Source organism: Clostridiaceae bacterium, assembly GCA_012840395.1.
GTDB lineage: Bacteria > Bacillota > Clostridia > Acetivibrionales > DULL01 > DULL01.
In genome coordinates this window covers 62121-75030 of sequence record DULL01000018.1, presented here as the reverse complement: position 1 = coordinate 75030, position 12910 = coordinate 62121, and the positions used below count along the sequence as shown (strand labels likewise).

Here is a 12910-nt window from a genome sequence, read left to right as displayed (position 1 = left end):
TTTGCTTCCGGCTTCCTTCAGATTCCACCTCGCGATGGACACCCTTGCCGTCTGCTAGTGGTTGGCAACTGCCTGCCCCCACAGCGGACTTTCACCGCCTAGCTACGTGCCATGCGTGGCACACGCACAAGGTTCAGTGGGGGTCTTGCAATCCCCCACTGAACAAGGTTGTTATTATAATTTGCATCTATTCAGCTCCCGCTTAAAGAAGCGAGAGACTTCTTGATGTCTGGTTAAAGCATATAACCGAGTCTGCTGCAACAACAATAATCTTAAGAGAAGATATCATTATGAATTTAATTATATCAATTTTAGTTTCATATAATCAATTATAAATTTTTTATCCATCAACTATTCAATAAGTGCATTCTGCATTTTATTCCTTATCGGTTTCAATTAGTGAAAATATTAATCTAATTTATAATATCTTTAAAAAATCCAATTTAGTATAATCTTTTTCCAGTCTGTCTCTTAAATATTTGCTTGACACTATTTTCAATTCCTTAAGTACTTCCGGAGATACATCAAAATTAAACAATTCTTTTATGGGCGCTAAAACAATATGATTTATCGTTCTAGCCGTCCCCTTCATTATATCCAGTGCTGATTTATCTTCCGTAATACATGTGGCATTTTTACATATAAATCCGCACTTATTAAAGCTGAAGTTACATCCTTCCTTGAAATCTCCACCGCATACAATACAATTTTTTACATGTGGGGCGTAGCCCAGAATGGTAAGCAATCTAAGTTCAAAAATCCTGACAACCAATTCAGGTGATTTATCAGTATTAGCAATCATATGTAAAGAGTTCAAAAAAAGCTGTAACACCTTATTAGCAGGTTGGTTCTCCTGAACACTGTCATTAATTATATCCAACATGTGAGCGGCATATGTAAGTTTAATAATATCATTTCTAATATTATAGAAAGGTTCAATGACCTCACAAGAATTGACTGAATATATATCTCTGCCCTTAAATAAAACAAAATCACTATAGCACAAAAGCTGCGCGCCAGCAGACAACCTGCTTCTGGGTCTTTTGGCGTTTTTTGCAAAAGCTGTTATTTTTCCTCTTGTGCTGGTTAGCACTGTTATAATCAAATCGGCTTCCCCAAAAACAACTTGTTTTATAACAATACCTTTTATCCTCAAATAAGCCATTTAATTTTTTCCAGGGATTTATTCTTTTAAATCGATATCTGTACCCTGCTGTTCTCCTGTTTTATTTTTATTGGATTTACCAGTTTTTCCAGCCTCTTTGTACAGCATATAAGAATTTATATCACCTGTCATTTCAAACAATCTCCAAGAATAATCTCTTATCAACATGTAGGCTGAATCCCCCTTCTTTTCTTTTGTAAGAATTGTCCTTGTTAATTATGTTGAATATTTACCCTCAATAATTATATTACACCAAAAAAACTTTTTGTATACTTGAAAATATTTCGTTGCAATTCTACGAAAAATGTTACAGGTAGAAATATAATTACTTATCGTAGGATGAATACCCAAGAGTCTTCAGCATGGAAATGCTATTTCTCCAGTCTTCTTTTACCTTAACCCATAGTTCAAGAAAAACCTTAGCACCAAGAAGTCTTTCAATATCCATTCTTGCACTTGAACCAATTTTTTTAAGCATACTGCCATTCTTTCCAATTAATATTCCTTTATGTGAATTTTTTTCACAGTATATATTTGCTTGAATATCTATAATGTTTTTATCTTTCCTTTCCTTAAAGCTGGTCACTTCGACGCCAATACCATGAGGGACTTCATCTTCCAAGTAGTGCAGAGCTTTTTCACGGATAAATTCTGCAACTATCAAAGTTTCAGGCTGGTCTGTAACAGAATCGTCAGGAAAATACTTAGGACCTTCAGGTATGACTTTAAGTAATTCTTTTATTATTTCATCAATACCATCCAAATTTAATGCAGATATAGGAATTACAGCCTGAAAGTCCAACAAATCCTTATATTGATTTATTACGTTTAGGACTTGCTCTTTATTTACTAAATCAATTTTATTTATTAACAAAAATACAGGTGTTCTTATCTTTTTCAACTGTTCCAAAATATATAAATCACCCGGTCCAGGCTTGGAATCAGTAGCTTCAACCATCATTATAACCGCATCTACTTCTTCCAGTGTCCCGATAGCAGATGTAACCATGTGCTCACCAAGCTTATTTTTGGGTTTATGAATACCGGGAGTATCAACAAATATTATCTGGTAGTTTTCTTTTGATACAATTGCTTTTATAGTATTCCTGGTAGTCTGGGGTTTGCTGGAAATAATTGATATCTTATCACCCACAAGGCTATTAACCAGGGTAGATTTCCCTACATTCGGCCTTCCAACTATAGTTGCAAAACCTGATTTAAATGCCATAATGATTGTGCCTCCATCCTATTTATTAAATCTATATCATCTTTAGCAAACTCGCTTCGCTTGGGGATTCAGTGGGAGTCTTGCAATCTCCCGCTGAACAAGGTTGTTATTAAATTCGCATCAACTCAGCTCCCGCTTATAGAAACGAGTGACTTCTTGATATCTGGTTAAAAGCTTTAGGAAGAAGCTCTTTTAATTTATATATTTCCTTCTCTCCTTTTGCGTTACTGCATATTATTTCTGTCTCAGGAGTCCCAAATTCGAGGATTACCTGCCTGCAAATTCCGCAAGGATATATAAATCCTTCATCATCACTGGCAATTGCTATTTTGGCGATTTTTTTCTTTCCTTCGGACACTGCTTTGAATATTGCCGTTCTTTCAGCACAAACTGTTGCTCCGAAAGAAATATTTTCAATATTGACTCCTGTATATAAAGTATTATCTTCAGTTAATAGTGCCGCACCTACTTTAAACTTGGAATATGGCGCGTAAGCCAAATCCTTAGCTTCTATGGCTTTTCTGACCAAATCTTCGTTTTTCATAATATTCCCCCAAAATTATCTTGTAAGTTCCATAACTTTAAGAACTTTTTCCTGCTTGTCCATCATTCTCTTTTCCTCTAATTCATTACAATGGTCATAACCTAAAAGATGAAACATACCGTGAGTAACCAAGAATCCCAATTCTCTTTCAAAAGAATGCCCGTACTCTTCTGCCTGGGCTTTGGCCATTTCCAGGGATATTACAATATCTCCCAGCAGTAATGTTTCTCCATCATAGTTGTAATCTCCAACACCTGCTATAAGTTTTCCATCAACCATTTCAAGAATAGGAAATGACAATACATCAGTAGGGGCATCTATTTGCCTGAAATGATGATTCATTTCCCTGATTTTTTCATTATCAACCAAAAGAATATTTACCTCTACATTTTCTGTAAAGGTTTCTTCTTCTAAACAAAGTTTAACAGCCTTAGTAATCAGCTGTTTCAAAGAATCTGTAAAAATAACCTTTTCCTGATTATTTTCAACCAATATTTCCATTATATTTGCAACCTTCTTCCTTTTCCCTACTTTGTGTTAAAGAGTTATATTCATTCTCCTCTTTATTTTCATCATCCTGGTAGCTGTTTATTATATTCCGTCTTTTTTCGTGCAGTTCTGGGTATTCCTCTCTCCCATGGAAATATCCGCTGAAAACCTGCATAAAAGATTTCGCAATTATATTAAGGTCTTTTAATGTCAGGTTACATTCATCCAATTGGCCGTCATCCAACTTGTCCTTTATTATTTTTCTTACAAGGCCTTCTATTTTGCCTTCGGTTTTCTCTGTCATAGATCTCACGGCAGCTTCCACCGAATCAGCAAGCATTACCACCGCTGCTTCCTTTGTACCGGGTTTTGGTCCATCATACCTAAAATCAGCAGGTTTGACAAGGTCCCCTTTGCTACTTTTTAATGCTTTATGATAAAAATATGCTACTATAGTATCTCCATGATGCTGCTGAATAATATTTGTTATTGCCATTGGAATTTTATATTTTTGTGCCAAAGCCACTCCGTCACTAACATGAGAAGTAATGACAAGAGTACTTAGGTTAGGAGACATCTTGTCATGAGGATTGTCTGAAAGTTGGTTTTCTATAAAAAAGTTAGGTCTTATTAATTTCCCAATATCATGATAATAAGCCCCTACTCTTGCCAGAAGCGCATTTCCTCCTATGGCTTCTGTGGCAACTTCAGCAAGGTTTCCGACCATAAGGCTATGGTGATAGGTTCCGGGTGCTTCAATTAAAAGCCTTTTAATTAAAGGCTGGTTCGGATTAGCCAACTCAAGTAATTTAAGAGGTGTTATTACTTTGAAGGCTATTTCCATAAATGGTAAAATGCCTATTGTAAATATAATAGATACCATACCATTAATAAGAACAATAAGGCTGTTGTATAAAAGTGTTTTTATTTCTGCTTTTTCAACAAGACCTATGCATATAACAGTCAGAGCGCTTATTAAGCCTACAAATATCCCTGACAACGATAATTTGCTTCTTTGATTTGCTTTTGATACTATAAATGCAGAAAGGGTCCCACTTATTAAAGACATATATAAGAAAGGTGTGTTTGTTTTTGTAATAAATGATAATAATACAGACAATACAAAATTCACTACTATTGCAAGCTCCACATTTAACAATATGGATATAAGCATTGGCGCAATAAAAATCGGTATTAGCAATGCTGAAAATTCATTAATAACCCTGGCTAATAAAACCGTCAATACTATAATAACCGATAAGACCATTATGTCATTCAGGGAATGAACAATATCCGGGCAATTATAATTCATAAAAACTATAACAAGGGCAGAGGCCAGTAAAACTACCACAAATATTCCAAAGGCAAAAGAATAATCAAATTTACCTGTTTCAATGAGGTTCAAATCCTGAAGTACTCTGTATTTATCTTCTGTTACAGTATCACCTATACTCAAAATTCTGGAACCCTTTTTAATTATTACCTTAACCGACATGGCATTTTGTGCCGCTTCTTCTCTCTTAGCTTCTGTTAATTCGATATCAATAACACTATTTGGTTTGAGTATAGACTTGATCAACAAGCTTCCTATATTTTTCAAATCAAGGTTTAAGTCAGCAGAATTATTAAATTGATTCTGAAATTGAATTATTTTGCTTTCAAGATTATCTTCTGTTATTTCTTCTTTCATGGTATTATATAAAATATTTCTGGTAGTCTTAGAAAATAATTCCAACTGCTCCTTCTCTACTTTAGCAATTAGGTAAAATACCTGTTCCTGGGATATGGCAAAGTCCATTCTTTGCAATTTCTCCCACAGTTTCTCAGTTTCAAGGGTTTGGGCTTCTTGAAGCTTTTCTCTGTAATTTCTGTTACCTGGACCTATTCCCTGTTCCTGAAGCACTTTTTCTACATTTAACCTTGCTCCTTCTATTCCTGATATGAATTCATCTGCCTTATTCAATAATTCATAATCTGCATTTTCAATTCTTTTAATAACAGGCTGAACACTTTCGGCAGCCTTCCTTGCATTTTCCTCCATCTTGGCGTAGTTTTCAATATCCCTGGGCGCAGTAATATCATAGTTAGATATATCTCCCGGTTTAATGTCATACTTTACCGGTGCTGCACCACTCTGAATGAGTACATACACTATAAGAGTAGTTAACAAGCCAATCAAAAGTCTGTAAAAGTTATTACTCTTCAGATATTGCCTTATAGTTTTAAACTTGTTACCAGCATGATTTTGATTAATCTTATTATGACTTTCCCTAGTTTTTCTTAATCTTTTCTTACCCATAGTTTATTACTTATCCTTATTTTTATTTTCATATCTCTCATAGGCTTTAATTATTTTCTGAACTAGTTCATGTCTTACAACATCTTTTTCTGTAAGATATACAAAATCTATGCCTTTAATATCCTTTATTATCTTAGTTACCTCTTTTAGGCCAGATTTTTTATCAGAGGGCAAATCAATTTGAGTTATATCGCCGGTTATTATGGCTTTTGAACCAAAGCCAATTCTTGTCAAAAACATCTTCATTTGTTCAGGAGTGGTATTCTGAGCTTCGTCCAATATAATAAAAGAGTCGTTCAAGGTACGGCCTCTCATATAGGCAAGAGGCACCACTTCAATTATACCTCTTTCCAGATACTTTTGATAAGTCTCTGTTCCAAGCATTTCATAAAGTGCATCATAAAGTGGCCTAAGATATGGGTCAACCTTATTTTGCAGGTCCCCGGGAAGAAAACCCAGTTTTTCACCAGCCTCAACAGCCGGCCGTGTAAGGATAATTCTGCTTACCTCTTTATTTTTGAATGCTGTAACAGCCATTGCTACAGCTAAAAATGTCTTGCCTGTCCCAGCCGGACCTATGGCAAAAACTATATCATTTCTTTTTATTGAATCAACATATATCTGTTGTCCGTGGGTTTTAGGCTTTATTTGCCTTCCCCGTGCGCTGATACTAATATAATCTACTAAATAATCTTTTATTTCCCCAAACTGTTTTTCTTTTGCAAGGCGGGTAAGATATAAAACGTTCTGCCTTGTAATCTCGTCTCCTTGCTTTGCTATTTCAATTAATCGCTCTATTACTGCCTTTGCAGTGTTTGCGTCTTCTTCATTTCCCACTATTTTTATTTCATTATCTCTTGATATAAGCTTAACATCTATATTCTCTTCAATCAGATTAATATTCTCATCATAATTCCCGAACAGGCTCATAGCCTGTTCTATGCTATCAAACTTGATGGTTTTTTCTGTTAGATTGCTCAATCAGTTTCCTCCAATCTTTTTTTTACCCCGATTTCTTCTTCACATTCCACCGTCATTCTTGCAATAGTTGTACCATCTTCTAAATCAATATATTCCAAATCACTTTTTACTATCTTAGCATTGTCGGGGATTTTTTCAAGTACATTTTTTTCCGCCTCAATAGCGGCAAGCTCTTTAGCTTCTTCAATATCTATTTCCTTAATTACATCTTTCTCCTCATAATACCTCTCGATTACATATTCAAGAGGAAGTATAATATCTTCTCCAAGTTTAACTCTTTTTTTTATCTCTATTTTATCATAGTTTTCAAATTTTATCTCTCTGTTAATTAAATTAAATGATTTGATTATTAAGGAAATATAAATATTGTCTACATAATTTCCCGTTCTAACTTTTTCTATAACCTGCTGGCTCACTTTAACATTTTCTTCGTACCAGGTCCTCGCAATTACAGAACCCATGGCATGAACCGGCTTTACTTCCCCATCAGTACCTCTGATGGGTATTAAACCAGAAATAAGTACCTGCCCCTTTACAACGGTATCTCCCGCTTTTTGCACTCCTACACCGTTTTTAACTATTATATTTTTGATAATACCATCTCTTGCCGCTACAATATCACATGGTGTATTAATATCAATAAGCTCAGGTATCTCTCTTCTTTCGGCTACTTCAACTTTTACCTTCGTACCTCTCAGAGAAACACTTACCCAGGACAGTTCCTTAATATTATGCATTAAATAGTTTACGACTTTATCAGTATCTATTCCATATTTTATTACCCCCGGTTTCACTCCGACCGCAGAGAGTCTGTCCAATAGATATTGCTGGTCCAGTTCTTTATTTCCGGACACTTCGACTTCCCAGATAAATGAAGTTAAAAAATATATTACCGCTATAAAAATAAAAGCCCCGGCAACAAATGTTTTTCTCCTTCTGTATCTGTTAAGCATAAAGGGCAATCCTTTTTTATCTATAATAGACACTCTGCACTTTGTCTTTCTTGCAATCGGGCGTAAAGCCCTGAACCCTCTTATACTGATTTTCATTATAAGACTGGTTCCCTTGTGCTTTTTTATATCCCAAAGAAAAATTTGCCTATGGGTACAAATATTCAGAAATTTCTCCAGAAAATATCCCTCTACACAAATAACAATATAGCCTCTAATGAAGTTCCACAGCTTAAGAAGCAGCATAAGTCTCCTCCATGGTTTCTGCTATCTGAGAAACTCTATTGAATCGATTATTCCGTTTACAATAACATCCTCAGAAGTAATTTCTCTTATGTTTAAATTACTTCCGGTTATTTTAATGACACCAGAACCAGTATTTATCCTGATTCTTTCATTATCATATTCAATAATTCCCTTGTAATTTTCTATAAGTATATCTTTACACCCGAATATAGTTATCTTGGGTATATTTAATATAACCTCTTTTGGGAGCTCAAGAGCTTCAGTTATTTTTTCCTTTAATCTTACTTTGGGCTTTTCATCTTTACGGTGAACATTCTTTTTCATTCTATTTGCAGCCATCAAACTACCTCTTTATTTCAAAAGAAAAATATTTATGACATTTATTCAATATCGTCAAGGGTTCCTATAGTATAACCTCTTTCTTTTATACCTTTAATAATCATATCAAGAGCATCGGCATTATCTTTTGAAACAGCATGCAGCAATATAATTGCTCCGTTATGGAGATTTCGCATCACTATATCATAAGCATATTGAGGTCCTCTTATCTTATCTCTGTACCAGTCATCATAGGCAAAACTCCAGAAAACATTACGATAACCCAGCTTACTGGTCAATTCGAGAGTTCTTTCACTGTATTCACCCTTAGGAGGCCTAAGGTATTTCATACTCTTCCCAAATTTTTCCCGAAAAGCCCTGTCAAGGCCAAGAACCTCTTCTTCAATTTCATAATCACTTATGGTGGGAAGACTGGGATGATGTATTGTATGATTCCCTACTATATGTCCTTCTTCAACCATCCTTCTTACGAGATCCTGATGTTGTTTCAGATAGGGGCCTGTAATAAAAAAAGCTGCTTTTGTATTATTGGCATGGAGTACATCAAGTATTTTGGGGGTGTAACCATTCTCATAACCTTCATCAAAAGTAAGATAAACTACTTTTTTTGATGTATCCCCTATGTACAATGAATTGTATTTTTTTAATAATTCAGGAGCCCCTGGGTCTGCGTCAGGGGGTTGGTTTCCTTCTTTTCTTCTTATACCCCAACTTCTGATTTTGTCTCTGCCCGAATTTTCTGATACTAAGGATGTTTCAACCGGAAGTTCTCCCGATTCAGTATCAGCACTGGCATATTCTGCTTCAGTAAGTCTTCCGCTTACTTCAAGGCTAAAATCGATATCATCAATATCTGATGAATAGACTCCTCCCAGATCACTTAAATATGACTGTCTTTTTGATTGGCCCTTTATATTTTTACATCCTGAAAACATGGTTGAAAGCATGCTGATAAGTATGAATATGATAAAAGACATTAGGGCTCTTTTCTTAAACACAATACAAGCCTCCTGATATTATAAATGTGTCCTTATCTATATTCATATTACTTTAGAGATAAAAAAATAACATGATTTTAGTTAACAGGGGTAAGGAGATTAATTTTTATTACCTCATCTCTTGCTTTTGGAATGACGATATTATCCGACCTCTTAACACTTACTTTTAATTGATATTTTTGTAATTTTTCAATAACACCATCAATTAGCATTAAAGCTTTTTCAAGATCACGCGGGTCAGAAATAGCCTTTATAACAAATGGAGCCACCATCTGCCTGCCGTTTATTACAATATAATTTCCTGCTGATCTGATTTCACTCATTGCGGTTATGCGTTCATCATTAACAGAAATGGCCTGAGCGCCACCTGCCCTGAGTTCATTGACAACATCAAGGATATCATTATCTATTACATCTACAAATCCATTATTATCAAGAGTGACAATTACTCCTTTTCCTTTTACATCAGTAAGCCCAGCATATATTCTCGCCTTTTCAAGCTGTTCCTTTAATGTATTAGTAAACTCATCATCATCGGCTCTGGCATTTTCATACTGCTTGACTAAATCATTTAATTCCTGTAATCTGCTTCTTAGTTCAGCATTTGTATTTTGCTGCTTTATAAGTTCGTTCATCAGCTCTTCTGTTCTTTTGTTTTGTGTACTGGCAATACTCTGGTTGAAATTAATACTCTTATATTGCCATGCAAGCATTATTCCAAGAATTATACATACAATTGTAATTGCAATATTCCTGCCTGTTTTCATTTTTTAATTTCCTCCAGACCCGAAATCAAATTTTGTATATTGCCACTAAAACCTGGTACTGTTATCTCATTAACCTTTTTTATATCAACTCTTATCTTATCTTGTTTCATTATATTAATTCTTTTACTCGCCATCATGCTTTCATATAACCTGTCCGCATCCCCGATTACATTTATTACATAAGGTACAGGATACCTGTTACCATTAATCAGAATTATAGGGCCGGCACATACCTGTTCGCTAGTTGTTACAATTCTTTCACCATTAATGGATATGGCTTGTGCGCCTGCATTTTTCAGTTCATTAAGAATTATCCTTATATCCTGGTCATGAATTATTAACCTGTAAGGGTCTCCTCCTACTTTTGCCGGAGCATCATCCAAGGTTATTTGAATCCCTTCTCCCTTAACACTTACAAGTCCAGCTTTCAACCTTATTATTTCCCATTCTTTATTCAGTTCCCAGTCAAAGGTTTCCTCCAGGAAAGTCTTTTCAATTGCTTCTTTTTGAGCCAAAGCAACTTCAATTTGACCCCTGAGGTCAGTTTCCAGAGCCTTTTCCCTGTTTAATTGTTCCAGTACTTTTTCGGCATCCAGCATGCTCTGGGCTCTTTGCTTATTAAAATATATAGTGCTGCGGAACTGAACAGCAACCAATATTCCCAGAATTATAAAAGCTATAAATAATACAAAGTTGTACTCTTTTCGGCGCATATTTTCTCCTGTTCTGCCTTTAATTTTTATAATGCAGCGTAAAAAATTTCACTATTGGAATTTACGCTTGCTCATTTCAAGTGGGCGGACGAACTTACGCCTTATTATATTTATTATAAATGTTATTACTGGTCTAGTAAATATCAATAAAATTTGATGCCAATATTTTCATAAAGGAAATGGTGGGCTGGTGTCGAACATGTATTATGTAAACTTTTAAAGGAGGTTTATTCAATGAGCTTCAGAAAACTTTTTATAGCAGGAATTCTCAGCCTGATCTTCCTTTTAAGTTTTCCCGGGACAGGAAATGCTCAGAGTATTGACTACGTAGTGCAGCCAGGAGACTCATTTTGGCTTATCAGCCAAAAGCATGGAGTTCCCCTTAAATATCTGATGGCAGCTAATAATGCAACTGAGAATACTATAATATATCCCTATCAAAATATAACCATACCAACTGATTACGGTTATATTCATACTGTTAAGAAAGGGGATACCTTCTGGTTAATCAGTCAAAAATACGGGGTCAGCCTTACTTCTTTATTGAAAGCAAATAACGCTACTGAAAAAACAATATTATATATAGGTGACAAGGTTTATATTCCTGCTAAAGAACAAACAACCGGTTCATATACAGTACAGCCGGGAGACACATACTGGATCATTAGCCAGAAATTCAATGTGGATATCAATACATTGATGACATATAACGGTGCTGACAAAAATACGGTTATTTATCCAGGCCAGAAAGTACTAATACCATCTTCTTCATCAAATTCCGGCAGCAATAATACTACGGAAGATAAAAAACCATATATCACATATACCTGGTATACGGTAAAAAAGGGTGATATTTTATGGGATATAGCCATAGATTTTGGAATACCTTTTAGTGAGTTGTTATCAACAAATAATCTGACTGAAAATTCATATGTTTATCCGGGGGACATATTAAAAATACCGGTACATCATGTTCCCGTTAAGGAAACTCCGGGAGAACAATATGGAGAATATCTTGATTGGTGGACAGAGGCTCAGTATGTTCTACCTGTAGGCAGTACCTTTGAAATTGTTGATTTTTATACAGGAAAATCTTTCTGGGCTAAGCGAACCACCGGTGCAAACCATGCTGACTGCGAAACGTTAACTTTAAATGACACAAATATTATGAAAGAAATATGGGGAGGAAGTTTTAACTGGAATACTCGTCCTGTAATAATTAAATATAATGGCAGAAAGATTGCTGCAAGTGCTTCTAATATGCCCCATGCAGGTAATGACGCAGCTCCAGGAGGAGTTCACACCACATGGAGAAGCGGAGATTATGGTGCCGGTTATAATTTAGACTGGGTAAAAGGTAATGGAATTGATGGAGTATTTGATGTACACTTCTTAAACAGCACAAGGCATTTAGACGGTAAAGTTGATCCGAACCACCAGAGTAACATTAAAGAAGCGGCCGGAAAATAGCATCCTGGGAAAATAATTTAACATAAGTTAAACTTAAACAACATGAGGGAAATTGGGACTTTTGTAACCGATTCCCTCATTTTAGTTCTATCTGGGAGTTAAATATTTATGTAAATTGTATTTCCATATGTTAGTGTCCTGTTATTACAACGAGGGCAGTGGACAATGTACACTTTTTCTTACTCACTTGCCTTCATCCACGGCTTTTTGGGTTTCATGAGGCTTGCCAACTTCATCATTACAGGCTCTAAAATCTCCCCAACCATATAATGAACCGTTGGTGAGTAATTCTCCTTTGTTTCGTCAAATAGCCTGAAAAGAAGGTTGTAGAGATTCTTTATATCCTCGTCAGTAGCATCTGCTGTAGAAACTTCAATAAAAATCTTGGTACCGTCACGCTTGGCGATATAGTCGCTCACATACTTTTCCAGAGCATATCTTGCAATGCTTGATGTGGTAACGCTTGCCTCCGGCATCTGTGCCTGAAGCTCATCAATGATAGCATTCAATTCATCCGACTGCCTTTGTGTAAGCCTTACCCGTAGCATACTATCCTTTTCTGTAGACATTATTGCACCTCCTGCATTTCTTGCTTGTTTTAATTGTGTTACATTGTATTACATATTGTCAAGCATTGATACGAAAAAAGGCCACGCCAGCCGAAACTGTGTGACCTCTAATCAAAAGCAATTACAGATCTTTCAACATGCCTTATTCTTAA

General features: G+C 35.5%; 14 protein-coding genes. 1 reads left to right on the top strand and 13 read right to left on the bottom strand.

The genetic code is table 11. From position 1 onward, the window contains the following. Positions 1-418: 418 nt before the first annotated feature. The 12 genes from recO to GXX20_02530 form a co-directional block, all read right to left on the bottom strand. Positions 419-1165: a DNA repair protein RecO gene (gene recO, locus GXX20_02585; protein ID HHW30552.1), complete on the bottom strand. Its 747-nt coding sequence runs from the start codon at positions 1163-1165 to the stop codon at positions 419-421. An 18-nt stretch (positions 1166-1183) separates the two neighbouring features. After that, positions 1184-1327 (bottom strand): YqzL family protein, encoded by a 144-nt coding sequence (locus GXX20_02580; GenBank protein ID HHW30551.1) that lies wholly within the window; start codon positions 1325-1327, stop codon positions 1184-1186. Between the two features lie 163 nt (positions 1328-1490). Next, entirely contained in the window at positions 1491-2393 is a 903-nt protein-coding gene (locus GXX20_02575) for a GTPase Era (protein HHW30550.1), read from the bottom strand. Positions 2394-2529: 136 nt separating this feature from the next. Further along, entirely contained in the window at positions 2530-2937 is a 408-nt protein-coding gene (locus GXX20_02570) for a cytidine deaminase (GenBank protein HHW30549.1), read from the bottom strand. A 15-nt stretch (positions 2938-2952) separates the two neighbouring features. Then, positions 2953-3438 (bottom strand): rRNA maturation RNase YbeY, encoded by a 486-nt coding sequence (gene ybeY, locus GXX20_02565; GenBank protein ID HHW30548.1) that lies wholly within the window; start codon positions 3436-3438, stop codon positions 2953-2955. Further along, entirely contained in the window at positions 3422-5725 is a 2304-nt protein-coding gene (locus GXX20_02560) for an HDIG domain-containing protein (protein HHW30547.1), read from the bottom strand. Before GXX20_02560 ends, ybeY begins: the two co-directional genes overlap by 17 nt. A gap of 6 nt (positions 5726-5731) precedes the next feature. After that, positions 5732-6655 carry a PhoH family protein gene (locus GXX20_02555; protein ID HHW30546.1) on the bottom strand — a complete coding sequence of 308 codons (924 nt, stop codon included), beginning with the start codon at positions 6653-6655 and terminating at the stop codon, positions 5732-5734. 47 nt (positions 6656-6702) lie between these two features. Then, on the bottom strand, positions 6703-7902 hold the full coding sequence (gene yqfD / locus GXX20_02550; protein HHW30545.1) for a sporulation protein YqfD: 1200 nt from the start codon (positions 7900-7902) through the stop codon (positions 6703-6705). Between the two features lie 21 nt (positions 7903-7923). Next, entirely contained in the window at positions 7924-8241 is a 318-nt protein-coding gene (gene yqfC / locus GXX20_02545) for a sporulation protein YqfC (GenBank protein ID HHW30544.1), read from the bottom strand. A 41-nt stretch (positions 8242-8282) separates the two neighbouring features. Further along, on the bottom strand, positions 8283-9188 hold the full coding sequence (gene pdaA / locus GXX20_02540) for a delta-lactam-biosynthetic de-N-acetylase (protein ID HHW30543.1): 906 nt from the start codon (positions 9186-9188) through the stop codon (positions 8283-8285). Between the two features lie 128 nt (positions 9189-9316). Continuing rightward, on the bottom strand, positions 9317-10006 hold the full coding sequence (locus GXX20_02535; GenBank protein HHW30542.1) for a DUF881 domain-containing protein: 690 nt from the start codon (positions 10004-10006) through the stop codon (positions 9317-9319). Beyond that, positions 10003-10719 carry a DUF881 domain-containing protein gene (locus tag GXX20_02530; protein ID HHW30541.1) on the bottom strand — a complete coding sequence of 239 codons (717 nt, stop codon included), beginning with the start codon at positions 10717-10719 and terminating at the stop codon, positions 10003-10005. The genes GXX20_02535 and GXX20_02530 overlap by 4 nt, the downstream gene beginning before the upstream one ends. Positions 10720-10953: 234 nt before the next feature. Here GXX20_02530 and GXX20_02525 point away from each other — a divergent pair, with 234 nt between their 5' ends. Then, positions 10954-12189, top strand: a complete 1236-nt coding sequence (locus tag GXX20_02525; GenBank protein HHW30540.1) for a LysM peptidoglycan-binding domain-containing protein — start codon at positions 10954-10956, stop codon at positions 12187-12189. A 179-nt stretch (positions 12190-12368) separates the two neighbouring features. Here the strand turns inward: GXX20_02525 and GXX20_02520 are convergent, their stop codons facing one another. Beyond that, positions 12369-12758 (bottom strand): hypothetical protein, encoded by a 390-nt coding sequence (locus GXX20_02520; protein ID HHW30539.1) that lies wholly within the window; start codon positions 12756-12758, stop codon positions 12369-12371. Positions 12759-12910 lie beyond the last annotated feature (152 nt).

What these genes read in the sequence shown, in the direction of transcription:
- recO (HHW30552.1), bottom strand. Translation starts at nt 1,165, where the DNA reads ATGGCTTATTTGAGGATAAAAGGTATTGTTATAAAACAAGTTGTTTTT.
- GXX20_02575 (HHW30550.1), bottom strand. Translation starts at nt 2,393, where the DNA reads ATGGCATTTAAATCAGGTTTTGCAACTATAGTTGGAAGGCCGAATGTA.
- GXX20_02570 (HHW30549.1), bottom strand. Translation starts at nt 2,937, where the DNA reads ATGAAAAACGAAGATTTGGTCAGAAAAGCCATAGAAGCTAAGGATTTG.
- ybeY (HHW30548.1), bottom strand. Translation starts at nt 3,438, where the DNA reads ATGGAAATATTGGTTGAAAATAATCAGGAAAAGGTTATTTTTACAGAT.
- GXX20_02560 (HHW30547.1), bottom strand. Translation starts at nt 5,725, where the DNA reads ATGGGTAAGAAAAGATTAAGAAAAACTAGGGAAAGTCATAATAAGATT.
- GXX20_02555 (HHW30546.1), bottom strand. Translation starts at nt 6,655, where the DNA reads ATGAGCCTGTTCGGGAATTATGATGAGAATATTAATCTGATTGAAGAG.
- yqfD (HHW30545.1), bottom strand. Translation starts at nt 7,902, where the DNA reads ATGCTGCTTCTTAAGCTGTGGAACTTCATTAGAGGCTATATTGTTATT.
- yqfC (HHW30544.1), bottom strand. Translation starts at nt 8,241, where the DNA reads ATGGCTGCAAATAGAATGAAAAAGAATGTTCACCGTAAAGATGAAAAG.
- pdaA (HHW30543.1), bottom strand. Translation starts at nt 9,188, where the DNA reads ATGCTTTCAACCATGTTTTCAGGATGTAAAAATATAAAGGGCCAATCA.
- GXX20_02535 (HHW30542.1), bottom strand. Translation starts at nt 10,006, where the DNA reads ATGAAAACAGGCAGGAATATTGCAATTACAATTGTATGTATAATTCTT.
- GXX20_02530 (HHW30541.1), bottom strand. Translation starts at nt 10,719, where the DNA reads ATGCGCCGAAAAGAGTACAACTTTGTATTATTTATAGCTTTTATAATT.
- GXX20_02525 (HHW30540.1), top strand. Translation starts at nt 10,954, where the DNA reads ATGAGCTTCAGAAAACTTTTTATAGCAGGAATTCTCAGCCTGATCTTC.
- GXX20_02520 (HHW30539.1), bottom strand. Translation starts at nt 12,758, where the DNA reads ATGTCTACAGAAAAGGATAGTATGCTACGGGTAAGGCTTACACAAAGG.